We start from the raw sequence: 23,720 nt of genomic DNA, 5'->3' as shown, positions 1-23,720 counted from the left end.
GTTTCCGGTTCGACTTTGGATACGCGTGAGGACCGTTTGAGCTAATAAAGCGGCTTGGCCATGTGCCGGGGGGTCGGCCATTCCGTCGTTATCCCCGGCTGCACCGGCCGCTCGAGATAGGTCGACAGGACCACATAGCTTCGGGTCGAGGTGACGCCGGGTGTTTCGTAGAGGCGCGACAGCAGGCCCTCGAGCGCCCGCGTGTCCTCGGTGCGGACCTTGATCAGCATGCATGTGTCGCCGGCCACCGAATGGATCTCCTCGACTTCGGGGTGTTCGGAGATTGCCATCAGCTCCGGCGTCTTTCCCCACCCCTTTGTGTCGATATGGACGAAGGCAAGCAGCGGCTTGTGCACCGCCTTGGGATCGATGATGACCGCGGTGTTGCGGATGGCGCCGCTGCGCCGGAGGCGCTTGACGCGTTCATGGGCTGCCGGCGGTGAAAGGCCGACGCGGTCGCCGAGCTCGGCATAGCTGATCGTGGCGTCGTCGACCAGAACGCCTAATATTTTTCGGTCGGTTGCATCGATATCGCGGGCGGCGGGCCTGTTCTGCGGAATGCCATCTGTTTCTTCATCCATATTAAAATTCCCGATTGATGCAGAATTTAATACGGCCATTATCGCCATATGTCGAACACTGATCAAGTCGCAACATTTACAGCAAGGCCGCCTATCCCGGCCCTCGCTTACCTCCTCACCGGATGCATTGCCGTGATCGGCTCGAACTCGCTGGTGCTCGGTCCGATCGCACCGGCGGTGGCCGCGTCCTTCGGCACAAGCGTGCCGGCGGTTATGATCGCGTCCGCCGCGTTCGGGCTCGGTACGTCGGCGAGCGCCTTGTTCCTGGCGCGCTATATCGATCGGCTTGGCGCCCGTCGCATGCTGCAAGGGGCGTTGCTGCTGCTGGCGATAGCGCTCGTCGCCAGCGCCGCTGCGCCGACCGTGACGACGCTGGTCGCGGCCCAGCTTCTCGCCGGCATCGCTGCAGGTGTCGCCATGCCGGCAATCTATGCCAGCTCCGCCGCGATTGCGCCGCCCGGTCGTGAAAGCGGCACCATAGGCGTCGTGCTGACCGGCTGGACGCTGAGCATGGTCGCCGGCGTTTCGCTGTCGGCCGTACTTGCCGATCTGGTGCATTGGCGCGCCGTTTTCGCGGCGGTCGCGGTGCTCGCAGCACTCGCATTGGCAAGCCTGGCGCTGACGTCGCTGAGCGATGTCAGGAAGAGCGGTCCGGCACCGACGCCGCTGGGTGCGTTGGCCGTTCCGGGCATAGTGCCGCTGCTGGTCGCCTGCGCCGCCTTCATGACCGCGTTCTACGGCATCTACGGCTATCTTGGCGATCACCTTCACAACGGCTTGGGACGGCCGGTCAGCGCGAACGGGCTGGCCGCGCTCGCCTATGGTGTCGGCTTTGGCGCGGCGGCGCTCCTTGACGGCGTTATCGATCGCCTGGGTGCGCGGCGTGTCATGCCGTTTGCCTACCTGCTCGTCGCGGTCGTCTATGTCGCGATTGCCGCGGCAAGCAGTAGTTTTCATCTGACCATAGCGGTGATAGCCGTCTGGGGCCTTGCCAATCATTTCGGGCTGAACGTGCTGGTGATGCGCCTGTCGGCGCTCGACCCTGCGCGCCGCGGCACGATCATGGGTTTGAACAGCGCGGTGACCTATCTTGCGGTGTTCGTCGGCACCACGGCGTTCGGACCGCTCTATTCCACGTTCGGTTTTGCGGCATCGGCGGTGGTTGCAGCCTTGCTCATGCTAATCGCTGCTGCGGCAGCGGCGTGGCGTTCGCCGAAGCTATAGCACAGCAAGGCTTGCGTCTCGGTCCCGTCCTTCGATAGATGCTTGGTGGATGGACAATACAACGCTTGAGACAACCGCCGACCCCTTGCCGCACGAGCTGGCTTTTCTCGGAGAGCGGCTTGCGGCGTTCAACGACAGTGATGTCGGCGCCTCCTGCAGGAAGGCATTGGCCGTGTTCGTGCGCGATGAGCACGGCGCTATTGTCGCCGGCATCTCGGGATACACCGCCTGGGGCTGGCTCTATGTGCAATGGCTCTGGGTCAATGAAAAACTGCGCGGTCACCGCATGGCCGGCAGGATGCTCGAGGCGGCCGAGAGGGAGGCGATCGCGCGCGACTGTCGCGGCGCCTGGATCGACACGTTCAATCCCAAGGCCGCCAAGGCCTATGAGCGCCAGGGCTATCAGCCCTTCGGCGTGCTTGCCGATTTTCCCGTCGGCCGCAGCCGCATCTTCCTGCAGAAGAGGCTGAAGCCTGACTAGCCGGCAAGGCGTCCGCCGCACATCGGCTTTGGCACGCCGGTCGTACTGGGGAAGCTGATCGGCAAGCCCCTGAGCACGCGCACTGCCAGGAACGCAAAACACTCCGCCTCCACCGCATCGCCCTTCCAGCCAAGCGCCTCGGCCGGAACCGCTTCGACGCCAGCGCGGCTGGCAAGCATGGCCATGATCGTTGGGTTGTGTCGACCGCCACCGCTGACCACCAGCCGCTTCGGCCGGCGCGGCAGAAGATCGAGCGCCTTGCCGACGGCGGCCGCGGTGAAGGCCGTCAGCAGGGCTGCGCCGTCCTCGGCGTTCATTCCGTCCGCCATTGAGGCGCCGAAATCGAAACGGTCCAGCGATTTCGGGTAGGGTTTGGTCAAATACGGATGCTGCAGGAGCTTGGCCAGCCGCGCTTCGTCGACCGTGCCGGCGCGGGCAAGGGCGCCGTCGCGGTCCATTTCGCCGAGCCCCTTCGATTTGATGAAATCGTTCAGCGGTGCGTTGGCGGGCCCGGTGTCGAAGGCAACAACATTGTCCGTGCCATCCCACCAGGTGATGTTGGCGACGCCGCCGAGATTGAGCACCGCCGTGTCGCCGGTGGCGTCGGCTTCGCGCAGCAGCGCGGCGTGATAGGCGGCCGACAGCGGCGCGCCCTGGCCGCCGGCGCGCATGTCGGCCGAGCGGAAGTCATAGGCGACCCTGGTGCCAAGGATGGCATGCATCAGCTCGCCGTCGCCAAGCTGGCGGGTCTGGCCCAGTCGGCCCACTTGCGGGGCACGGTGCAGCACGGTCTGGCCGTGGAAGCCGACGACCCCTATATCGGCCATCGTCAGCCCGTGGCTTTCGACCAGATCCTTGACTGCCGCGGACTGGGCGCGCGTCAGCGCTTCCTCTGCCTCGTCGAAGATTGCCGGTTCCGGCCCTGTGAAATTCCAGCTCCTTGCCTGCCGCAGCGTCTCTTCCAGCAAGGTCCGGATCGACTGCGGGTAGGGGGCAAGCGTGTAGATGCCGAAGTCGTCAATCCGTTCGCCGTCGGTCTTGATCAGCGCGACATCGATATTGCCGTCCAGCACGGTGCCGGTCATCAGGCCGACGGCCCACATGGGTTCGCCATTTTTCGGATTCATGGTTGTCAGGCTCCGTTGACGAGATCGCCGACCGCTTGGCGAAGCGCTACGATCCCGCTGTTGAAATGACGTGTCGGATGGATCCGGTTGGTGAGCAAGGTCCAGGCTCTGCCTTTGTCGAAGTCGACCCACAGCCCGACACCGGTAAAGCCGGTATGCCCGATGGTTTCGGGGCTGCATAACCGGCCGCCGGACCAGCCTTCGTAGGGTCGCTCCCAGCCATGGGTGCGGGTTGCCGACAAGGGCGTGCGCATTAGCGCGATCGAACGCTGCGACGCGCCGGTCCCGTCCAGCAGCCCTTGCGCAAAGTCGAGGACCGAAGCCGCCGTTCCGAACAGGCCGGCGTGACCGGCACCTTGCAAGGCCGAGCAATTGTCGTCGTGGACTTCGCCGCAGAGCACGCGATGACGCCATGTGCAGTCTTCGGTCGCCGCCGCTTGATCTGGTTCGGCGGAGAACGCGAAGCCCGGACCGGGATCCATCTCGCGAATGGTCTTGCCAGACAGGCGCTCTAGGACGAAGCCGAGCAGGATGAAGTTGATATCAGAATAGACCGGCTCGCCAGCCTGCCATTCGCGCTGCAGGATGAAGGCGCGCAGCAGGTCCGGATCGTGGCCATAGGTGTAGATCGGCGCGACGGCGGGAAACGGTGTCTGATGGCCGAGACACTGGCGAAACGTTACGTTCCGTTCCCAGGCTTTTTCGTCATATTGGCGAAGGTCGGACAGGACGGAAATCAGCGGCGCGTCGAGGTCGACGACGCCTTCTTCCGCCAGTGCCAGGATACGCGACGTGGTGAAGATGACTTTGGTCAGGGAGGCCAGGTCGAACCATGTCCCGACATGCATCGGCCGTATCTTGGGCACGACTTGGGCTGAGCCGATTGCCCGGACGATGCGTTCGCCGTCCCCGTCAACTATGCCGAGCACGCAGCCCGGAATGCGCGATGCGGCCACGGCCGCTTCGAGCGGGGCGAATGCGCGGGAGAAGAAATCATGGTCGATCAACTACGCCTCCGTTTGGAAGGCAGCGAGGGGCTGTCCGTCTGACTCTGCATGCTTTCGAGCGACAATCATCACGCTTCCACCCGTGCCCTATGATCCGGCCCGAATTGCTGCCAATTGGCCGGCCCCGGCTCAAACCCCAGCGGACGCACGAGCGAGGGGACCTGGCGCGTGTCCAGCTCGAAACGTTCATGCCGCCGGTCTATAGTAGGAACGGCCGCGATAAGCTGTTTGGTATAGGAGTGCTTCGGCTCCGAGAGCACCGATCTGGCATCGCCGATCTCGACGATCTGGCCGGCATAGATGACCGCGATGCGATGGGCGATCCGCTCGACGACAGCCATGTCATGCGAGATGAACAGATAGGCCAGCCCGAATTCACGCTGCAGCTCGATCAAAAGCTCCAACACCCTGGCCTGCACCGACACATCGAGCGCCGAAACCGCTTCGTCGAGGACGACAACCGAAGGATTGAGCATCAGCGCGCGAGCGATGCACAGGCGTTGCCGCTGGCCGCCGGAGAATTCGTGCGGATAGCGCTGCAGGCTGTTTTCCGGAAGGCCGACGCGTTTCAGCAGCGCGGCCATTTTCGCCCGCGTTTCAGCAGTTATCCGTCCGCCGGTAGCGATCACAGGCTCTGCGAGGATGCTTTGGATGGTGAGTCTGGGATTGAGCGAGCCATAGGGATTCTGGAACACCATCTGCATGGGAAGGGCGCTCTGCCCGGTGACGGGCTTGCGCGCGCTGGCCGAGATCGTGCCGCGCGTCGAGCGCACCAGCCCCAGAATCGCGCGGGCGGTGGTGGACTTTCCGGAACCGCTCTCGCCGACGACCGCCAATGTCTCGCCCGGCATTAGCTCGAAATCCACACCGTCCACGGCATGGACGGCACCGCTGGTACGGCTGAAAAACCCAGCCTTGACCGGAAACCGCACTACGAGGCCATCGACCTTCAGCGCCGGCTCGGCAGCTTTTTGCGTTTCGCGTTGCACGTCCTTGCGTGCGGCACTGCCGCCGGCGAAATGCGGCACCGCATGAAGCAGATGCCGCGTATAGGGATGCCGCGGATCGTCCAATATCTGGTTCAATGCGCCCTGCTCGACAGCTTCTCCGCCTTGCATCACCATCACCTTGTCGGCGATGCCTGCAACCAGACCGATGTCGTGGGTGATGAAGATCATCGACATCCCGGTTTCCTGCTTCAACTCGGCGAGCAGCGCCATGATCTGCGCCTGCACCGTAACATCCAGCGCCGTCGTTGGCTCGTCGGCAATGAGCAGGCGCGGGTTGCACGCAATCGCCATGGCGATCATCACCCGCTGCAGCATGCCGCCCGAAAGCTGGTTGGGCGTGTATTTCAGCCGCCGTGCAGCGTCGGGAATACGCACGCGGTCGAGCGCGTCCTTGGCCGCCGCCGTCGCTCGCCGGCCGGTCAGGCCGCGATGCAGGCGAAACGATTCCTCGATCTGCCTGCCGATGGTCAGCACCGGATTGAGCGAGGTCATCGGCTCCTGGAAGATCATGCCGATTTCGCCGCCGCGGATCTTCGTCAATTGCGGCTCGGCTGCGGCTGTCAGGTCGAAGGTGCTGCCGTCGGCCCGCCTCAGCTTGATCGACCCGCCGGTGATGCGGCCGCCGCCATAATCGACGAGGCGATTGATCGACAGCGCCGTGACCGACTTGCCCGAGCCGCTTTCGCCGACGATGGCCAGCGTTTCGCCGTCGGCGAGATCGAAGCTGACGCCGCGCACGACCTCATTGGCTTGCGGGTTGCGACCGAAGCCGACGTGCAATCCGCTGACGGACAGCAGCGGGATCATGCGATCGATCTCCGCATCTTCGGGTCGAGGACATCGCGCAACGCATCGCCGAGCAGGTTGAAACCGAGGATGCCGATCATGATCGCCACGCCCGGGAAGATCATCAGCCAGGGAGCTGTCTCCATCAGATTGCGGCTGTCGCTCAGCATCAGGCCGAGCGACGCGGCGGGCGGCTGCGTGCCGAGCCCGAGGAAGCTTAAGCCGGCTTCGGTCAGCAGTGCCCAGGCCAGCGCCAGCGTCACCTGAACCGTCAGTGGCGCCACCAGATTGAGCAGCAGATGCCGTGTTACGATATAGCCCGCACTGCTGCCGAACGTGCGGGCCGCGTCGACGAACTCGCGCGCCTTGAGCGACAGAGCCGGACCTCGCACGACGCGCGTGAAGATCGGTGTGTAGACGACGGCGATGGCAATGACGCTGGTCGAGGTTCCCGGTCCCGCAACCGCGACGATCAGCAGCGCCAGCAGGATCGCCGGGAACGCCAGCACAACGTCCATGATGCGCATCACCATGCCGTCCCAGCGGCGCCCGAACCAGGCTGCCGCCAGCCCGAGCACGGTGCCGGCCAGTGTCGCAAAGGCGACCGAAAAGAAGGCCACGATGAAGGACTGGTCGATCCCGGTCATCAGCCGACTTGCGACATCGCGGCCGAACAGGTCCGTGCCCATCCAGTAGATGCCGTCAGGCGCATGCAGTCGCTCGACCCGGTGCTGCGTCAACGGATTGTGCGGCGTCAGCCCCAGCATGCCAAGCACGGCAAGCAGCAGATAAAGCGCAACGATGGCACCGCCGATCCGGCCGCTGGGATGCGCAAATATAGCCCGCAATGTCGCCATCAGTGCTCGCTTAGCCGGATACGCGGGTCGAGCGCGACATAGGCGAGGTCGACGAGGAGATTGACGATCATGAAGTTGAAGGCGATGAATAGCACGCTTCCCTGCACCAGCGCGTAGTCGCGCTGCAGGATGGCATCCAGCACCATGCGGCCGAGACCGGGCAGCGCATAGATCTGCTCGACGATGACAGCTCCGCCCAGGAGGTAGCCGAACTCTATGCCGCTCAGCGTCACGACCGGGATGAGCGCGTTGGGCAAAGCATGCCGCCAGATGACGCCGCGCGCCGAAACGCCCTTGCTGCGCGCCGTCCTGACATAGTCGTCGCTGAGCACATCGAGCATCGCCGAACGCGATATGCGGGTCACCGAAGCCGCGAAGGCAAATCCAAGCGTGACCGCAGGCAGCAACAGCTGGCCGAGATTGCGCAGCGGATCCTGCCACAGCGGCGAAAACTCGCCCATCGCCGGCAAAACGCCAAACCCCGCCGACAGCGTGTAGATGATCAGCAGGGCAAGGACGAAGTTCGGCGTCGACTGCCCGATCATTGCGACAACGCGCACGCCGAGGTCGGATAGCTTTTCATTATGGGTGGCGGCAAAAATCCCGGCCGGCATGCCGACAACCAGGGCGATGATCATCGACAGCAAGGCGAGTTCCAGCGTTAGCGGGAAACGCTCGAGGATGACGTCGAGCACCGGCCTGCCATAGGTGGACGAAATGCCGAGATTACCTTGGAAAAGACCAAGCAGCCAGCGCCAGTATTGGATGAACCAGGGCTGGTCGATGCCGAAATAAGCTGCAAGCGCATCGCGCTGCTGCGGCGTCAGCAGGCCGGCTTCGGTCCCCAGCATTGCCGTGATCGAATCGCCCGGAACCATCCTGATCGCCAGGAACACCACGATGGACACGCCAAGCAGGACGAGAGGGAAGGTCGCCAGTCGCCGCATCAGATAGTTCACGCGAAGAATATCCTCTCGTCCGGCATCAAAGCAGCTACTGGATCGTCACCTTGGCGAGGCTGAACAGCGAGCCTGTCGGCACCGGTTCGAATCCTGCGATATTCTTCTGCTGTGCCGTGTAGCTGTAGGACGTGTAGAGCCAGATCCAGGGCGACATCTCAGTGATGTGCTTCTCGAAGTCGGCGAAGATCGCTTTGCGCGCTGCCGGGTCGGTCTCGGTGCGGCCCTTCTGCATAAGACTGTCCAGCGTGTCGTCGATATAGTTCGCCACCTTCTGCAGATTGCCCGTCTTGGTCCAGTAGCGGTTGTACATAGTGTAGGGATCGGCCCTGCCGCCGTTCAGCGCGACGGCCATGTCGAAATCGCCCTTCAGCCAGGCGTCGACATAGACGTTGAGCTCCATCATCTTGATGTCGAGCTTGACGCCGATTTCTGCGAGTTGCGACTGGATCACCTGGGCTTCCGCCGCTGCCGTCGGCGGCTCGCCGGTGGCGCCGATCACGGTCGCCGAAAAGCCGTCGGCATAGCCGGCTTGGACCATCAACTGCTTGGCCTTCCCAATGTCGCGCTTATAGCAGAACAACTGCTTCGGATCGGTCGCCAGTGCCGGGATGGTCAGCGGGCCGGTGACCTTGCCTTCGCCGAGCGAGGCGGTGTCCAGCACTTCCTGCCGGTCGATGGCGCAGGAAATCGCCTGACGCACCTTGAGTTCGGTCATCGGCTTGCGGGAGGGATTGAGCTGCAGCACGTGATAGGCAAGCACCGGCACGCGGTTCAACTGCAGGCTGGCTTCCTTGGGCACCAGCGTGGCGACAAGCGGATCGTTGAGCAGGGCAAAATCGATCTGCTTGGTGCGCATCGCCGCCAGGATTGCCGTCTCGTCCGGCAGCACGCTGATATCGATGCCGTCGACGCCGGTCGCGCCGCCTGCCCAGTCCTTGTTGGCGACAAGCACTTCCTTGGAATTCGGATCCCATTTTTCGAGCTTGAACGGACCCGAGCCGATCGTTGTCGTGCCGATCGAGCCGGCCGCGATTTCGCTTGCCGGGACGATCGCCGCATTGACGTCGCTCATCGCCGTCAGGATCGGCACGTCCGGCTGCGAGAGGTGGAACACGACGGTGGCTGGATCGGGCGTGTCGATGCTGGCGATCGAGAGAAAGTTCGCGCGCGCCGCAGCACCCGTCTTCTCGTCGAGTATGCGCTCGAACGATGCCTTGACGTCGGCCGAGGTCACGGCGGCGCCGTTCTGGAATTTTGCTTTCGGATTGAGCTTGAAGCTCAGCTCCTTGCCGCCCGGCGAGAACTGCCATGAATCGGCAATCGCGGGCGTGATTTGCAGGTTTGCGTCGAGCCGCACCAGCGGTTCGTAGATCAGCTCCAGCAGCCGCAGTGAGGAGAATGCCGTCTGCTTGTGCGGATCAAGACCGGTGGCGTCCTGCGACCACGCCATATGCAGCGTCGCCGCACTCGCCTGCACCGGTAGCGCGGCGATGCCAACCATTGCCGCGAGCGTCATGCCGGAAAGCAGTTTCTTGCCAATGTGCCGTACCATTGTCGTCTCCCATTATTGTTAAACCAGATGCCTTGCAGTTCCCCGGACCGCTTCAAAGGGACACACGCCCCGGAACATCGGCCCAGTATCCATGCGGTTTTACACCGTCTTTTCGCCTATCGCCTTGCGCAGGAAACCTCCCGCGTTGGCAAGCGCCTTACGTGCTTCTTCGACACCCATGCCGGTGATCGTCACGAGGATTGCCAGTTTTACATCATTGCCGGTCTGGTCGAGTGCCTGTCGTGCCTGCTGTGCCGCGCAGCCGGTCGTCTGCATCACGATCCTGACCGCCCTTGCGACAAGCTTCTTGTTGCTTGGATTGAGGTCAACCATCAGGTTCTGATAGCTCTTGCCGATGCGGATCATACTGGCGGTGGACAGCATATTGAGCACCAGCTTTTGCGCGGTTCCCGATTTCAGCCGGGTCGAGCCGGTGAGGACCTCCGGGCCAACCACCGGAGAGATGGCAATATCGGCAATGCCGGCAATGGTCGATCGAGGATTGCAGGACAACGCCACGGTGGTGGCTCCCACCTCCTTGGCATAGGTCAGGCCGCCGATGACATAAGGTGTGCGTCCGCTGACAGCGATGCCGACCACCACGTCGTCGGCGGTCAGCTTGATGTCCTGCAGCGCCTTTATTCCCTGTTTCGGATCGTCCTCGGCGCCTTCCGCAGAGTGCACCAGCGCGTCGACGCCGCCGGCGATCAGGCCCACCACCATGTCCTCGGGTACGCCGAAGGTCGGCGGGCATTCCGAGGCGTCAAGGACGCCGAGCCGGCCGCTGGTGCCAGCCCCCATATAGACAAGGCGTGCACCGTCCTGGAACGCGCTCACGATCCGGTCCACGGCCGCAGCAATATCGGGGATGACCTTCTCGACGGCTGCCGCAACGCCTTTGTCCTCGTCATTGATCTTGCGCAGCACCTCGAGGGTCGGCAACAGATCGATGTCCATGGTTTTCGGGTTCCGGTCCTCGGAAACCAGCCGCTCCAGCTCCGACATCAACCCTTGTTCGACCACTTCGCTTACTTTCAAGTGCGACTGCGAGCAGGACTGTGATGCCCACAGCAAGCGGCGTCCAGTGCCTGCACCTGGCCGTCGGCTCCGTACCGGCTGCGCCGGTTCTGTTTCGTTAACTTTTTAGAATTCGATATTCCCTGTGTCAACAGAAAGTAGGAATATTATATTCCTTGCGAGCAAGGCATCACTGGCGGCAGAGGGATTTTCTGGCCAGGATTATGGCTCCCGAAACCGCGTCGCCGTCGGCCGGCTTCAGCCGTCGGCGGACGTCGGGAGCGAGCCATGGCTCAAGCGGGCTGGACAACCCTCCGAGCAGCGTAACCCGCGGCGCGCCTTTTTCGAACAGCACCCGCACGAAGGTGTCGATCTGCTCGGCAGCGCCTTGCACGATCCGCCGACCGGCCGGATCGCCCTGATCGGCATGGCGGATCACCATCGGCGCCAGGGCGGCATAGTCAGTCGCACTGGCGCGGTCCATCCAGGCCACCGCCTCGAACGGATCGTCCTTGAAGCGCTGCATCACCTCGGCCAGCAGCGCCGTCCGCTCATGCCGACCGTCATGGGCTCGCAAGGCAAGCTGCACTGCCTTCAGTCCGAGATCGGCGCCGCTGCCCTCATCGGAAATCGGAAAACCGTAGCCGCCGACGCGCAGGTCGCGCCCTTCGACAAAGCCGAGCCCGATCGAACCGGTCCCGGCTATGACGATGGCGCCGTCTTGACCCGAATGCGCGCCAAGGCAAGCCGCGACGCCGTCGCTGACGAAGTCGATGCTCGCAAAGGGTTGTTCGATGCCATGAAACGCCTCGAGCGCACCCTTACGGCCGATGCCGGCAACACCGATACCCGCGCGGATCCTGGCGATTTCCGCCGCCGTGAACCCTCCCTCTTCGATCGCCGCGCCAAAGGCTTTGGCAATCGAGGCCCAGGCCACCTCTATACCGAGTCGCGTTGTCGCCGGGCCCGACAGGCCTTGCCCGAGCACGGTTCCTGCCTCGTCTTCGATACGCGCCCGGCAGCCGGTTCCGCCGCCATCGACGCCCAGGAAATAATGCGGAGACGCCCCACCGGCACTCATTGCCTTATTCGTTCGATCTGGGCACCGCACAGCCGGAGCTTGCGGTCCAACTGCTCGTACCCGCGGTCGAGATGATAGACGCGATTGATCGTCGTCTCGCCCTCCGACACCAGCGCTGCCAGCACCAGCGAGACGGAGGCGCGCAGGTCGGTCGCCATCACTTGCGCGCCCTTCAGCTTCTCGCCTCCGCGCACCAGCGCCATGGTGCCTTGCAGCTTGATATTGGCGCCGAGCCGCATCAGTTCAGGCACATGCATGAAGCGGTTCTCGAAGATCGTCTCGCGCAACAGCGAAGCGCCCTCGGCACAGCACATCAACGCCATGAACTGCGCCTGGAGATCGGTCGGAAAGCCCGGATATGGCTCCGTCGTCACGTCGACCGCCTTGAGCGGCCCGTCTCTCGACACGATCAGCCCGCGGTCGCCCGGCCATATTTTCACACCGGCTGCTTCGAGCAGCTGGACGATGGATGCCATGTGCTCGAGCCGCGCGTGGGTCAGCTCGAGCTGACCGCCGGTGATGGCCGCTGCGACGGCATAGGTGCCGGCCTCTATCCGGTCCGGGATGATGTCGTGCGTGGCGGCGCGCCAGTCTGTGCTGCCCCCGATCAGGATGCGGTGCGTGCCGGCGCCCTCGATCTGCGCGCCCATGTCGTTCAGGCAGGCGGCAAGATCGGCCACCTCCGGCTCGCGGGCCGCGTTGAGGATCTCGGTCTCGCCGTTTGCCGTCGTCGCCGCCATCATCGCCGTTTCGGTCGCGCCGACCGACGGCGAGCTCAAAACGATGCGCGCGCCTTTCAGTCCGCCCGGCGCAGACGCGACGATCAGTCCGTTTTCGATCGCGATATCGGCGCCAAGTGCGGCAAGTGCGGCGACATGCATGTCGACCGGCCGTGCGCCGATCGCGCAGCCGCCAGGCAGCGAGACCCGGGCATGGCCGAAGCGGGCAAGCAGTGGACCGAGAACCAGCACCGTCGCGCGCATGCGCCTGACTGTATCGTAGCTTGTCTCCCTGGAAGCGGCGGCACTGGTATCGATTGTGGCGGCATGCGCCGATCTGGTGACTTCGGCCCCATGAAGGCCGACGACGCCAAGCATGTTATCGACATCCGTCACCTCAGGCAGGTTGGTCAGCTGCAGCGGATAGGGGCTGAGCAACGCCGCCGCTATTTGCGGCAAGGCCGCGTTCTTGGCGCCGGAGATCGTAACCGCGCCCTCAAGCCTGTGCCCGCCGACGATCCGCAATTTGTCCATGGCTCTGACCTAATCCCGAGCTGTCGGCGAGTCTACGATCTTTTCATGTCCGAATCGTCGACATGCCCGAAGGCTGGGCCGCAACTGCATCAGTCGAGATTTGATGGTTCATTCTTGGCTGTCAATCAGAGACGGAATAATTTATTCCTTGGCTTGGCATTGTCGATGACAGGCAATGGGGGAACGCATGTCCGTCCTGAAGAAGATCGAGGCCAAGCTCGAAGTCATGGCGCCCGGCGACCGCGAGATCGGTCGGTATATCGTCGATAATCCCGACCAGATGCTCCGCCTGTCGACGGCGGCGCTTGCCGCCGAGATCGGCCGCAGCCAGTCGAGCGTCGTCAAGTTCAGCCAGAAGCTCGGCTATTCCAGCTATCAGGAGCTTAAGCTCGCCGTCAGCGAGGCCAAGTCGCAGGAATGGCACGTGCCGGCCGGCATGATCCACGGTTCGATCGAGGTCGGCGACAGCTATCTGGTCATCCTGCGCAAGCTGATCGGCAGCAAGCTCTTGTCGATGCAACAGACCGTCGCGGCCAACACCGAGCAGGAAATCGGCAAGGCCCTCGAAGCGTTGAACGGTGCGCGCCGCATTCATTTGGCCGGCGTCGGCGCATCCTCGCTGGTGGCGCGCGATTTTTCCTACAAGCTGATGAAACTCGGCCGCAACGTGCTGCACGACAGCGACAGCCATGTGCAAATGGCCAATGTCTCGACGCTTGGACGAGGTGACGTGCTGTTCGCGCTCTCCTATTCCGGGGCGAGCATCGAAACCCTGCGGATAGCTGAACTTGCCCGCAAACGTGGCACCACCGTGATCGCCGTCACCGGACTTCGCGACAATCCGCTGAGCCGGGTTGCCGACATTCGCCTCCACACGATCGCCGATGAAGAGCGCGCGCGCTCTTCATCGATAACTGCGCGTGATGCACAACTGACGCTGACCGACCTGCTGTTCATCCTGCTCGTGCAGAAGCAGCCTGACGCCAACGAATACGTCCACAACAGCGAATTGGCCGTCTCGGTGCTGAAGGCTTAGCGGTATTCGCGGCCTGGTGTTAAAGAGTCCCGTTTTTCGACGGAATCCCCGCGGCGTACGGACCTTCAGCGTGAGCACGATCGATACGTCGATACAGTCGCCAAGTGGACTGACTGGGCGTCGCCGAAATGCGGGCAGTCGACTGGAACGCCCAGCTTCAAACAAATATTGACAAGAGCATCTGTTGTTTAGAATATCGTACATTCAGGCTCGAATTTGGCGGGCCAGGTGAGACGATGGACGACATTGGAGCACAGGAACAAGCGGTTCTCGACCTCATTGCGGCGAATCCGTTCGCCGGCCAGCAGGATATTGCAACCGCGCTCGGCATTGCCCGCTCGACGGTTGCGGCCCACATCGTGCAACTCGTCAACAAGGGATACATTCTCGGCCGTGGTTACGTCTTGCCGACGTCAAAGCGCATGGTCTGCGTCGGCGGCGCGGTGCTCGACCGCAAATACCACGCCAAGAAGGATCTGATTTTCGAGACGTCGAACCCGGTCGACGGCTATCGCAGCTTCGGCGGGGTTGCCCGCAACGTCGCCGAAAACCTTGCCCGCCTCGGCGTCGACATAAGCTTCGTCTCGATCGTCGGCGACGATGAAACCGGCCGCTCACTGGTGCGGCATCTGCGCGACCTCGGCGCCGATGTCAGCCAGGTCATCACCACCACGGAACGGCCGACGGCGGAATACGCGGCCATCCTCGACCGCAACAACGACCTCGTGCTCGGCATTGCCGACATGGAGATCTTCGATCTGTTTTCGTCGTCCTATCTCGACCGCTTCTGGCCGCATCTGGCTTCGGCGACATGGGTGTTCATCGACTGCAATCTGCCGGCCGCGACCCTCGCAGCACTGATGTCGCGCAAGCAGGGTGCGCGCTTCAAGCTCGCCGTCGACACGGTATCGGCGCCGAAATCAGCGCGCCTGCCGAAGGACCTGACCGGCATCGATCTTCTGTTCACCAATCATGACGAGGCCAATACGATGCTCGGCATGACGGATGCCGACAGGCGGCTGACGCCGGAGGAAGCAGCGGCAGCGCTGCGCGCGGCCGGCGCCGGCGAGGTGATCGTGACCGTGGGCGCGCATGGATTTGCCGTTGCGACTGAGAGCGGTGTGACGACCATGCACTCCGTCCCGGCCAAGCCCGTCGATATCACCGGCGCCGGTGACGCGATGATCGCCGGCACACTGTACAAGGTGCTTTCGGGTGAGCCGGTCGCTCATGCCGTGCGCACCGGCGCGCTGCTTGCCACACTGACCACCGAGAGCGAAGCCAGCGTCCATCCCGATCTGTCGCCGCGCTTCCTTGCCGCCGGCATGTACCGCATTCCTGCCTGAAAGCGAGATGATATGAAACCTTTCCTTGTCCACCTGAACGATGAAGTCGCTGCTGCGCTTGATGAAGGCCGCGCGGTGGTGGCATTGGAATCGACGATCATCACCCACGGCATGCCCTATCCGGCCAATCTGGAAACTGCCCGTGGTGTCGAGACCGTGGTGCGTGAAAACGGCGCCGTGCCCGCCACAATCGCAGTGGTCGCCGGCAAGATCAAGGTTGGCCTCGACGACCGTGAGCTGGAAGAGCTGGCAGCGGCAAAGGGCGTGGTCAAGGCTTCCGGGCGCGATCTCGCCGCCATCATGGTGCGCGGCGGCTCGGCCGGAACCACCGTCTCGGCGACGATGCGGATCGCCGCGTTAGCCGGGATCGGCATTTTTGCGACCGGCGGCGTGGGCGGCGTGCATCGCGGCGCCGAAGCCACTTTCGATATCTCCGCCGACCTGACCGAACTCGGCCAAACCGGCACGACCGTGGTCTGCGCCGGAGTTAAGTCGATCCTCGATATTGCGAAGACGCTGGAATATCTGGAAACTCAGCGCGTGCCGGTGATCGCCTATGGGAGCGATGATTTTCCGGCTTTCTACACCCGCTCCAGCGGGCTCAAGGCCGATCATCGCCTCGACACGCCCGACGAGATCGCGCGAGCCATGCTGCTGCATGACGAGATGGAATCCGGCACCGGCATTCTCGTCGCCAACCCTATTCCCGAAGCGGACGCGCTCGATCCGGCGTTCATCGACGGCACGATCGCAGCGGCCGTGGCTGAGGCCGAGAAGCGCGGCATCGGGCGCAAGGAACTGACGCCGTTTCTGCTCGCACGCATCAATGAGCTTTCGCAAGGCCGCAGCCTGAAGGCCAACATCGCGCTGGTCCGCAACAACGCCGCGCTTGCTGCCCGCATCGCGGTTGCGCATGCGGAATTGAAGGGCGCGACCAGATAGAGACAGCGCCCGGCCAGCGCTACGCACCTTCGATTTCAGCCCGGCGCGAGGTCGAAGATGCGCCCGGCATTGAGGATGTTGTTCCGGTCGAAGGCTGCTTTCAGGCGCCGCATGGCCGCGATCTCGGCGTCGCTGCGCACAAGGTGCAGCCATTCCTTCTTGTCCAGGCCGATGCCATGCTCGGCCGAGACGCCGCCGCCAGCCGCGGCCACGCGCCGGTAGACGATGTCGTATGCGGCCGCCGGATCCCCGGTGCGAACCTGATAATGCAGATTGCCATCGCCAAGATGGCCGAAGACGTAGACGTCGGCGCTGCGGTCGACGGCCTTGATGACGGCTTCTGTTTCGCCCAGGAAAGTCGCCATTCTCGCCAGTGGGATGCTGATATCGACGCCGATCAGGCCTGCCATCGAAAACAGGAAACGGTTGGCCTCCTCGCGCACCGCCCAGAGCGCCCGGAATTCGCGCGGCGATTGCGAGACGACCACGTCGTCGATCACGCCATCTTCAACCGCCTGCATCAGCACCGCGGCAAAACGTTCGCGGTCGCGGTCGGGCTCGCTGCCCTGTATCTCGGCAAGCACATAGACGGGCGAGCCGACCGGCAGCGGCGCCGGCGCCTCCATGCCGGCGATCATGGCGCCATAGAGCGGTGCGAAATTCACCTCATAGGCCGATAGCAAGGGCCCGAGCTTCCGCCTGAGCAGCGCAAGCAACGTGATCGCCGCGTCCAGCGAAGCAAGCGCGCAGAAGGCATTGATCTCGGTGGCCGGCTTCGGATGCAGCCGCAGGCATGCGCGCGTGACCACGCCGAGCGTGCCTTCGCTGCCGATGAACAATTGGCTGAGGTCGTAGCCGGAGTTGTCCTTCGCCAAACCCTTGAGCGAGGTCAGGATACTGCCGTCGGCAAGCACCGCTTCCAGCCCAAGCACCTGCGCCCGGTACATGCCGTAGCGCAGCACACGGATGCCGCCGGCATTGGTGGCGACATTGCCGCCGACGGTGGCCGTGCCGCGCGCTCCGATGTCGACGCCGAACAGCAAGCCGGCCGCATCGGCGGCTTCCTGCACCGCTTGCAGCGGCGCGCCGGCCTCGGCGATGATGGTCGCCGCCTCGCGGTCGATAGCCTCAACGGAAGTCATGCGCTCCAGCGACAGCACCGCTTCGCCGCGCTGGATGCGCGCCGCGCCCGCAAGACCGGTGCGGCCACCCTGGACGAGGAGCCTTTGCCCGACCTCGTTGCACAGGCGCAGAATGTCCGACACCTCGCCGGTCGTGCGTGGACGCAAGACGATCGCCGGCGGCGCGCCGTCCTTGCCGTCGGGGTCTTCCCGGTAGCGTGGTCCGGCCTCCTCAGCCGAGACAATCGCTGACCTGTCCAGCCGCTTTTCCAGCCGCGACAGAAGCTCGGTAATTTTCTGCGACATGTGGCTCAAGGACATGAACGGCCCGGGCGCATCGACGCGGCCGGGAGAGGGAAGGGCGAGGGCTGTGAAAGCGGCCGTGGCTGATTTCTACTGTTCAGCAAATGTGCGGAAAACCCGCCAAGAATACAGCCGGTTGTCTTCGCCATGCGTCGCTCCTGTAACAGGTCGACCATAGGCGCGGCCGGCTATTTGTCAAACCTTTGACCGCAAGCGCTTACCTGCGGGCGGCCCAGTATTCTGGACCGAGGCAAACGCTCACTCACGCGTCCCAGGCGCCTCAGCCTCGGCGCAAATGAGCTTGATGTCGGCTCCCGCCGCCCAGGCGCCGATATCCTCCCGCCGCAGTGCCGCCGCCATCATGTCCGGAAACAGATCCGGGGTGCAGGCGAAGACCGGAATGCCAAGTGCCGCGAGCCGCGCTTCTCCCCGCCTCGACGCAGTATAGATAGCGGTTTGTGAAGAATTATTATAGCTCTGGCATGGTGAAGATTGGCATGCCTTGGCCCTGTTTTGATGGACCAGGACGTGCCTCAGACGCAAATAGTATCGACTGTTATTCGGCGGACAGAACGGGCTTTGGTAGCCGGCGGCCTTGGCGGAAGCTTCAGGCTCTGCCCTTCAGGAACTCGATCACCATTGCCGCGGTCCAGGTGAAGCGATTGCCGCCGAGCGGCTCGCCGTTGAGGGGATCGTAATATTCGGCAAAACCGCTCTCGGCGATCAGCTCGAGACTGGATTGCGTGATGCGTTGTGCGATTTGGCTGTGGCCGGCGACGGCAAGGCCGTCGGCGATCATGTAGTTGACCACCAGCCAGACCGGGCCGCGCCAGTAGCGCTTTGGGTCGAAGCGCCCATCCTCAGGATCGTGCGACGGGACGATGCAACGCGTTTTGCCGGCGATGCGCTCGATCGTTGCAGCGATGGTCGCTGCCCGGCTTTCCGGGATGGCCGAAAATACCGACAGAATGCCGCCGACCGACGCGCTGTCAACATGCTTTCCGGCCACTCGGTCGAAACAAATGTACTGGCCATGCGCGTCGCTCCACAGCCGTTCCATTGCCGAAAGCCCCTTTTCGGCACGGGCGCGATTGGCTTCTGCGATTTCGGTTTCGCCAAGTGCCTCGGCGAGATCGGCAAGGTCGGCGGCGGAACGGATCAGGATGGCGTTGAAGCCGGGATCGACGACCTGGAATGGCGAGGCATCGTGCAGCCGGGCATTGTCCCAGCCAAGCCCGCGGAAATGCTGCAACAGCCAGACATAGCGGTCATACTGTGCCTTGGTTGGACGATGCGCCGGATCGGCGTGCAGGATGTCGCGGCGGGTGTAGGGCTCGACGCCTTCGGTCGGCACGCGCTCGAACGCCTCGTCCCAGTCGATCGAGTTGTCGCGACCGGACTCCCATGGGTGGATTATGGCGACCAGCCCTTCGCCGTCCGGGTCGCGATTTTCGTAGAACCAGCGGTGCCAGGCATCGATTTTCGGCAACAGTGCGCGGGCGCGCTCGGCCGCCGGGGTCTTGTCCTTGGCCTGGTCGAACAAGCGGCGCACGGCAAAGCCGGCGACCGCCGGCTGGGTGATGCCGGAGGTGGCAGTCGGGCGATTGGTTCGCCAGACCTCCGGCCCGGGGAAATAGCCGTCGCTCCAGACATGGAAGACGATGTGCGGCACCATGCCGTCTGGCCATTGGTGGGCGAACAGCGTGTCGATCTCGGTCCAGGCGCGCGCCTCGTCATAGTGGGCAAGGCCGAGCGCGGTCAGGCAGGAATCCCAGTTCCACTGAAACGGGTAGAGGCCCTTGGTCGGTATGGTGTAGGTGCCTTGGTCATTTTCCCTGAGCACCTCGACGGCGCGGGCGATGGTTTCGTCGACAGCAAGAGATATCATCGGGCGTTCGTACTTTCAGAATCGAAGGGGATCAAAGGGCGTTGGTGGTTTCGGGATCGAACCAGCGGATGCGATCGGGTTTGGGCGAAAGCCGCAAGTGATCGCCGACGGCGACCGTGGCATTCGATTCGAGGATGGCGCGGAACAGGCCGCCCTCGACGCCGCAGGTGACCAGCGTGTGCGGTCCGAGCGGCTCGACAACGCGCACGGTGGCGTTAATACCTTCGTTGCCGGCGTCTACATCCTCGGGGCGAATGGCGAATTCTATCGTCTGCTTGTCCGATTTGGGGCCGGGCAGCGTCAGCCCGGCGACGGTCCAACTGCCGTCGGCCGTCTTCGTCGCCGGGATGAAATTCATCGGCGGGTTGCCGATGAAGGAGCCGACGAAGCGGGCCGCCGGATTGCGGTAGACCTCTACCGGCGAGGCGGCCTGGACGATACGGCCCTGATGCATGACGGCGATGCGGTCGGCAAGGCTCATCGCCTCGACCTGGTCGTGGGTAACGTAGATGGTGGTGGTCTTGGACGCCGCGAGCACACCTTTGAGCTCGGCGCGCATTTCGAGCCGCAGCAGCGCGTCCAGGTTGGACAGCGGCTCGTCCATCAAGATCACGTCAGGCTCCATCGCCAGGGCGCGGGCCACAGCCACGCGTTGGCGCTGACCGCCGGAAAGCTGGCCCGAATAGCGCTTCAAAAGCTGTTCGATATGCATTAGCTCGGCGGTGCGGTTGACGCGCCCGTCGACCTCCTGCTGCGGCAGCTTCTTCATGCGCAGGCCGAAGGCGATATTCTCGAATACCGTCAGGTGCGGAAACACGGCGTAATTCTGGAACACCATAGCGATGCCGCGTTCGCGCGGCGGCAGATGGTCGACGCGACGGCCGCCGATCCAGACCTCGCCCTGGCTTGGCGTTTCCAGCCCGGCGACGATCCTCAGCAGCGTGGTCTTGCCGCAACCCGAGGCGCCGAGCAGCACCATGAATTCCTGGTCGGCGATGGTCAGGTCGATCGAATGCAGCGCGGTGAAGCCGCCGAAACGTTTTGCCACCTGCTTGATGACGATCTCAGCCATCGGCGTTCTCTTTTGTGCGCGTCATCGATTGGCGATCCCCCACATGGCGAACAGATATTTGCGGACGGCAAAAATGAAGATCAGTGCCGGGATAACCAAGGCAGCACCGCCGGTGAATTTGAGGTAGAGCGGCGATTCGCCAAGGCTCTGCAGCAGGAAGGCGGTCAGCGTCCGGTTCTCGATGGTGAGCACGGCGGCGGCAAACACCTCGTTCCAGGAGATGGTGAAGGCAAACACCGCGGACGCCGCGATGCCCGGCAGCGCCAGCGGCAGAATGACTTTTCGGAATGCCTGCAATCTCGTGCAGCCGAGCGTCCAGGCCGCCTCCTCCAGCTCGACGGGAATGCCGGAGAACAGCGAGAAAGTGATCAGCACCGCAAACGGCAGCGCCAGCGTGGTGTGGACCAGCGCCAGCCCGATCGCGGTGTCGTCGAGGCCGGTGCGGATGAACATCACCGCCAGCGGCAGCGCCAGCAGCGGCAGCGGGAAGGCGCGGGTCATCAGCACGAGGAAACGGAACGTTTCCTTGCCCGGGAAATCGAAGCGCGACAGTGCGTAGCCGGCCGGTGCGCCGAAGCCGATCGAGAGGATCATCGTCAGCGTGGCGACGAGCACGGAGTTCCACAGCGCCTTGGCGATGCCGGCGAAATTGATGAAGAAAGCAAAGCTGCCGAAATCGAATGACGGGAAGAAGCGCTTGGGAAAGGCGGTCACCTCTTCCGGCGACGACAGCGCGTTGACGATCAGCAGATAGATCGGCAGCAGCACCCAGACGCAAAGCAGGATGACGGTGGCGACCAGCAGCCAGTTGCCGGCTTTGCGGGCCTCAGGCGCGGCGATCGAGATCTCCGCGACAGTGCTCATATCCGCGCCTCCTTCGGCACACGCAGCACACGCAGGAAGAACAGTGTGAAACCGATCGAGATGGCGAGGATGAACAGCGCCATGGCGGCGGCGACATTGTGGTCCTGCAGCGTGAACTGCCAATTGTAGGTCTCGCCCATCAGCACCGGCAGATTGGTGCCGCCGAGTGCTGCAACCACGGCAAAGACCTCAAAGGCAAGGATGACGCGCAGGATGATCGCCGTCTGCAGGCTTGGGCGCAGCAGAGGCAGCGTGATCTTGATGAAGCGCTTCCACGGGCTAGCGCCAAAAACCTCCGCCGCCTCGTAGTATTCCCGGGGGATCAGCCCCATGCCGGCGACCAGAATGACCATCATGATGGCGGTCGCGCGCCAGATCTCGGCCAGCGCCACGGCGATGAAGATCGTCAGCTTGCTCTGGTAGCCGAGGAACATGACCGGGCTGTCGATGACGCCGAGATTGGAGAGCAAGGTGTTCAGGAAGCCGGACTGGTCGAAGATGGCGAGCCAGATCAGCCCGGCGGCCAGATCGGAGATGCCGAGCGGAATGGCGAAGATATAAAGCGCGGCGCTGCGTCCGGTTTCGAGCCGCGACACCGCGGTTGCCATCAGCAGTGCCATGACCAACTGAATCGGCACGACGACGACGCTCAGCAGTAGCGTATTGCGGACAGTGACCGGAAACTTCCAGCTGCCCGCCATGGTGCGGAAATTGTCGAGCGTAAAGCCGCCGTCGCGGGTGAACGCCTCGAAGGCGACCAACACGAACGGGTAGAGGAAGAAGACGCAGAGGAACAGCGCCGCCGGTGTCAGCAGCAGATAGGGCAGGGCCTTGCTGTGCATGGAGCGCTCTCTATTCGAAGCTTCAAAAGGGGTGGGCGCCCGGCGCGCTGGAAATCCGGACGCCCGGGAGGATTCTTAATCGACCGGGCAGGCGCCTTGCGAGGGCTTGTCGGGCGCCCAGCACGGCGCCTTGGCCTCTTCGATGATCGCTTTCAGCGCCGTCGCCTGTTCGTCGAGCACGCCGTGCACATCCTCGCCGCCGAGCACGATGCGCTCGAAGCTGTCGGTGTAGATCTGATTGAACTTGCCGCCGAGGCCGCCAAGTCCCATCGGCAGCAGCGCCGGCAACGCATCGGGAGCTCCGGTCATGGTGGCGATCACTGGGCTGAAGGCCTTCACCGAGGCCGGCATGTCGTCGGGCAGCTTGACGTCGACGATCGGGAAGAAGTTTGTCGCCTTCAGCGTCGCGATCTGGGTTTCCGGTTTCAGCATATAGGCGACCAGCGCCTTGGCCTTGTCCATGTCAGGCGAGGTCTTCGGGATAGCGACACCGGCCACCACCGGCATGTAGCCGCGGCCTGCCGGGCCAGCCGGCGCCGGGAAGGCGACAAACTCGTCGGGTTTCTGGTTGAAGGCGTCGGCGAGGCGCGCCACGTGATCGAATGCCACCCAGACTTCGCCGGTCAGCAGCGGCTCCTGCATGAAGGCATAGTTGGTCGAATTCGGGTTGGTGTATTGCCACAATTCCTTGAACTTGTTCCACGCCGTCTCGGCCTCCGCCGAGCGGAACTTCGTCACCATCGAGCCGGTATACGATGGAAGGAGAAAACCCTCGAAGAAACGGTGCTTCAGCCCTTTCGGGCCGGCCGGAAAACCGAATTTGGGCGAACCAGTCTTTTCAGCGATGTTTTTCGCCCACTCGATCAGTTGGTCATAAGTGATGGTGTTGAGATCGGTGCCGGCCGGCAGATATTGCAGCGCCTGTTTGTTGGCCGCCATCAGAAAGGTGGCCTGCATCCATGGCAGGTACTTCTGCTCGCCGGTGCCGAGCATGCCGAGCTTCTTGTAGGTCTCGTTGACCTTGACACCACCGAGATCGACGCCAGAGAGATCGACAAGGTTCGCGCCGACGGTGGAGAAGTCTCCGTGCAGGCCGCCGAGCACGCCTATGGTGCCGGCGCCGGCCTGCAGTTCGGCCTGAAGGCGGGTGAGCCAGGGCCCGTCCTCGGCGACCTGATAGTCGACCTGGCCGTCAAACCCCTTCAGCACTTCGCTGCGCATCTTCTGTGTCTCTTCCACTGGTCGCGCCTGTGTCGACCAGAACAACACCTGCTGGGCTTGTGCTGCGCCGGCAGCAAGCGACAACGCCAGCACCGCACCTGCCAATGTCCTCAACGCATTCATCGTCGTCTTCCTCCCTGGTTGTGC

21 protein-coding genes are annotated in these 23,720 nt (G+C 63.4%); 5 read left to right on the top strand and 16 right to left on the bottom strand.

What is annotated here, in order from left to right:
- Nucleotides 1-41: 41 nt before the first annotated feature.
- Entirely contained in the window at nt 42-581 is a 540-nt protein-coding gene (locus NKJ81_RS26775; RefSeq protein WP_352452390.1) for an Lrp/AsnC family transcriptional regulator, read from the bottom strand.
- 48 nt (nt 582-629) lie between these two features.
- Between NKJ81_RS26775 and NKJ81_RS26770 the strand changes: the two genes are divergently transcribed.
- Together NKJ81_RS26770 and NKJ81_RS26765 are read left to right on the top strand one after the other, a co-directional pair.
- Complete coding sequence (locus tag NKJ81_RS26770; RefSeq protein ID WP_352542250.1) at nt 630-1,805, top strand: MFS transporter; 1,176 nt, start codon at nt 630-632, stop codon at nt 1,803-1,805.
- A 49-nt stretch (nt 1,806-1,854) separates the two neighbouring features.
- The gene (locus NKJ81_RS26765; protein WP_352502980.1) at nt 1,855-2,286 is read left to right on the top strand and encodes a GNAT family N-acetyltransferase; all 432 of its coding nucleotides are present in this window, start codon (nt 1,855-1,857) and stop codon (nt 2,284-2,286) included.
- Here NKJ81_RS26765 and NKJ81_RS26760 read toward each other — a convergent pair.
- The 9 genes from NKJ81_RS26760 to murA form a co-directional block, all read right to left on the bottom strand.
- On the bottom strand, nt 2,283-3,413 hold the full coding sequence (locus NKJ81_RS26760) for an anhydro-N-acetylmuramic acid kinase (protein WP_352542249.1): 1,131 nt from the start codon (nt 3,411-3,413) through the stop codon (nt 2,283-2,285). The two genes, NKJ81_RS26765 and NKJ81_RS26760, sit on opposite strands and share 4 nt — an antisense overlap.
- A 5-nt stretch (nt 3,414-3,418) precedes the next feature.
- A complete protein-coding gene (locus NKJ81_RS26755; RefSeq protein ID WP_352542248.1) occupies nt 3,419-4,420 on the bottom strand; it encodes a serine hydrolase domain-containing protein in 1,002 nt (333 codons plus the stop codon).
- A gap of 68 nt (nt 4,421-4,488) precedes the next feature.
- A complete protein-coding gene (locus NKJ81_RS26750; protein ID WP_352542247.1) occupies nt 4,489-6,237 on the bottom strand; it encodes an ABC transporter ATP-binding protein in 1,749 nt (582 codons plus the stop codon).
- Entirely contained in the window at nt 6,234-7,073 is an 840-nt protein-coding gene (locus NKJ81_RS26745) for an ABC transporter permease (protein ID WP_352502984.1), read from the bottom strand. Before NKJ81_RS26745 ends, NKJ81_RS26750 begins: the two co-directional genes overlap by 4 nt.
- Nucleotides 7,073-8,032 (bottom strand): ABC transporter permease, encoded by a 960-nt coding sequence (locus tag NKJ81_RS26740; RefSeq protein ID WP_352502985.1) that lies wholly within the window; start codon nt 8,030-8,032, stop codon nt 7,073-7,075. Before NKJ81_RS26740 ends, NKJ81_RS26745 begins: the two co-directional genes overlap by 1 nt.
- A gap of 34 nt (nt 8,033-8,066) precedes the next feature.
- Entirely contained in the window at nt 8,067-9,587 is a 1,521-nt protein-coding gene (locus tag NKJ81_RS26735) for an ABC transporter substrate-binding protein (protein WP_352542246.1), read from the bottom strand.
- Nucleotides 9,588-9,686: 99 nt separating this feature from the next.
- Complete coding sequence (murQ, locus tag NKJ81_RS26730) at nt 9,687-10,610, bottom strand: N-acetylmuramic acid 6-phosphate etherase (protein WP_352542256.1); 924 nt, start codon at nt 10,608-10,610, stop codon at nt 9,687-9,689.
- A gap of 184 nt (nt 10,611-10,794) precedes the next feature.
- Nucleotides 10,795-11,685 (bottom strand): glucosamine kinase nucleotide-binding domain-containing protein, encoded by an 891-nt coding sequence (locus tag NKJ81_RS26725; protein ID WP_352542245.1) that lies wholly within the window; start codon nt 11,683-11,685, stop codon nt 10,795-10,797.
- Nucleotides 11,682-12,938: a UDP-N-acetylglucosamine 1-carboxyvinyltransferase gene (murA, locus tag NKJ81_RS26720; RefSeq protein WP_352542244.1), complete on the bottom strand. Its 1,257-nt coding sequence runs from the start codon at nt 12,936-12,938 to the stop codon at nt 11,682-11,684. Before murA ends, NKJ81_RS26725 begins: the two co-directional genes overlap by 4 nt.
- A 187-nt stretch (nt 12,939-13,125) precedes the next feature.
- On the opposite strand from murA, the gene NKJ81_RS26715 reads away from it, so the two are divergent.
- The 3 genes from NKJ81_RS26715 to NKJ81_RS26705 all read left to right on the top strand — a co-directional run bounded on the left by NKJ81_RS26715 (nt 13,126) and on the right by NKJ81_RS26705 (nt 16,262).
- The gene (locus NKJ81_RS26715) at nt 13,126-13,974 is read left to right on the top strand and encodes a MurR/RpiR family transcriptional regulator (protein WP_352542243.1); all 849 of its coding nucleotides are present in this window, start codon (nt 13,126-13,128) and stop codon (nt 13,972-13,974) included.
- A gap of 236 nt (nt 13,975-14,210) precedes the next feature.
- Nucleotides 14,211-15,320, top strand: coding sequence for a carbohydrate kinase (locus NKJ81_RS26710; RefSeq protein WP_352542242.1), 1,110 nt, complete (start codon nt 14,211-14,213; stop codon nt 15,318-15,320).
- A 12-nt stretch (nt 15,321-15,332) separates the two neighbouring features.
- Nucleotides 15,333-16,262 carry a pseudouridine-5'-phosphate glycosidase gene (locus tag NKJ81_RS26705; protein ID WP_352502990.1) on the top strand — a complete coding sequence of 310 codons (930 nt, stop codon included), beginning with the start codon at nt 15,333-15,335 and terminating at the stop codon, nt 16,260-16,262.
- A 35-nt stretch (nt 16,263-16,297) separates the two neighbouring features.
- Here the strand turns inward: NKJ81_RS26705 and NKJ81_RS26700 are convergent, their stop codons facing one another.
- From NKJ81_RS26700 to NKJ81_RS26675, 6 genes are all read right to left on the bottom strand, one after another.
- The gene (locus NKJ81_RS26700; RefSeq protein ID WP_352542241.1) at nt 16,298-17,689 is read right to left on the bottom strand and encodes an FAD-binding oxidoreductase; all 1,392 of its coding nucleotides are present in this window, start codon (nt 17,687-17,689) and stop codon (nt 16,298-16,300) included.
- 604 nt (nt 17,690-18,293) lie between these two features.
- The gene (locus NKJ81_RS26695; protein WP_352542240.1) at nt 18,294-19,574 is read right to left on the bottom strand and encodes an amylo-alpha-1,6-glucosidase; all 1,281 of its coding nucleotides are present in this window, start codon (nt 19,572-19,574) and stop codon (nt 18,294-18,296) included.
- A 31-nt stretch (nt 19,575-19,605) separates the two neighbouring features.
- Complete coding sequence (locus NKJ81_RS26690; protein ID WP_352542239.1) at nt 19,606-20,646, bottom strand: ABC transporter ATP-binding protein; 1,041 nt, start codon at nt 20,644-20,646, stop codon at nt 19,606-19,608.
- 21 nt (nt 20,647-20,667) lie between these two features.
- Complete coding sequence (locus NKJ81_RS26685; protein WP_352542238.1) at nt 20,668-21,510, bottom strand: carbohydrate ABC transporter permease; 843 nt, start codon at nt 21,508-21,510, stop codon at nt 20,668-20,670.
- On the bottom strand, nt 21,507-22,352 hold the full coding sequence (locus NKJ81_RS26680; RefSeq protein ID WP_352542237.1) for a carbohydrate ABC transporter permease: 846 nt from the start codon (nt 22,350-22,352) through the stop codon (nt 21,507-21,509). The genes NKJ81_RS26685 and NKJ81_RS26680 overlap by 4 nt, the downstream gene beginning before the upstream one ends.
- A gap of 75 nt (nt 22,353-22,427) precedes the next feature.
- Complete coding sequence (locus NKJ81_RS26675) at nt 22,428-23,696, bottom strand: ABC transporter substrate-binding protein (protein WP_352542236.1); 1,269 nt, start codon at nt 23,694-23,696, stop codon at nt 22,428-22,430.
- Between the last annotated feature and the right edge of the window lie 24 nt (nt 23,697-23,720).

This window comes from Mesorhizobium sp. M0018 (assembly GCF_040323955.1).
Classification (GTDB): Bacteria; Pseudomonadota; Alphaproteobacteria; order Rhizobiales; family Rhizobiaceae; genus Mesorhizobium.
The sequence above is the reverse complement of the archived record's forward strand: the minus strand, read 5'-3'. Positions and strand labels throughout refer to the sequence as shown.

Bases quoted from the DNA above. Each gene is read 5' to 3' on its own strand.
- NKJ81_RS26675 (WP_352542236.1), bottom strand. From the start codon at position 23,696: ATGAATGCGTTGAGGACATTGGCAGGTGCGGTGCTGGCGTTGTCGCTT.
- NKJ81_RS26680 (WP_352542237.1), bottom strand. From the start codon at position 22,352: ATGCACAGCAAGGCCCTGCCCTATCTGCTGCTGACACCGGCGGCGCTG.
- NKJ81_RS26770 (WP_352542250.1), top strand. From the start codon at position 630: ATGTCGAACACTGATCAAGTCGCAACATTTACAGCAAGGCCGCCTATC.
- NKJ81_RS26705 (WP_352502990.1), top strand. From the start codon at position 15,333: ATGAAACCTTTCCTTGTCCACCTGAACGATGAAGTCGCTGCTGCGCTT.
- NKJ81_RS26690 (WP_352542239.1), bottom strand. From the start codon at position 20,646: ATGGCTGAGATCGTCATCAAGCAGGTGGCAAAACGTTTCGGCGGCTTC.
- NKJ81_RS26760 (WP_352542249.1), bottom strand. From the start codon at position 3,413: ATGAATCCGAAAAATGGCGAACCCATGTGGGCCGTCGGCCTGATGACC.
- NKJ81_RS26695 (WP_352542240.1), bottom strand. From the start codon at position 19,574: ATGATATCTCTTGCTGTCGACGAAACCATCGCCCGCGCCGTCGAGGTG.
- NKJ81_RS26735 (WP_352542246.1), bottom strand. From the start codon at position 9,587: ATGGTACGGCACATTGGCAAGAAACTGCTTTCCGGCATGACGCTCGCG.
- NKJ81_RS26750 (WP_352542247.1), bottom strand. From the start codon at position 6,237: ATGATCCCGCTGCTGTCCGTCAGCGGATTGCACGTCGGCTTCGGTCGC.
- NKJ81_RS26725 (WP_352542245.1), bottom strand. From the start codon at position 11,685: ATGAGTGCCGGTGGGGCGTCTCCGCATTATTTCCTGGGCGTCGATGGC.
- NKJ81_RS26765 (WP_352502980.1), top strand. From the start codon at position 1,855: ATGGACAATACAACGCTTGAGACAACCGCCGACCCCTTGCCGCACGAG.
- NKJ81_RS26775 (WP_352452390.1), bottom strand. From the start codon at position 581: ATGGATGAAGAAACAGATGGCATTCCGCAGAACAGGCCCGCCGCCCGC.
- NKJ81_RS26710 (WP_352542242.1), top strand. From the start codon at position 14,211: ATGGACGACATTGGAGCACAGGAACAAGCGGTTCTCGACCTCATTGCG.
- NKJ81_RS26700 (WP_352542241.1), bottom strand. From the start codon at position 17,689: ATGTCGCAGAAAATTACCGAGCTTCTGTCGCGGCTGGAAAAGCGGCTG.
- murA (WP_352542244.1), bottom strand. From the start codon at position 12,938: ATGGACAAATTGCGGATCGTCGGCGGGCACAGGCTTGAGGGCGCGGTT.
- NKJ81_RS26715 (WP_352542243.1), top strand. From the start codon at position 13,126: ATGTCCGTCCTGAAGAAGATCGAGGCCAAGCTCGAAGTCATGGCGCCC.
- NKJ81_RS26745 (WP_352502984.1), bottom strand. From the start codon at position 7,073: ATGGCGACATTGCGGGCTATATTTGCGCATCCCAGCGGCCGGATCGGC.
- NKJ81_RS26685 (WP_352542238.1), bottom strand. From the start codon at position 21,510: ATGAGCACTGTCGCGGAGATCTCGATCGCCGCGCCTGAGGCCCGCAAA.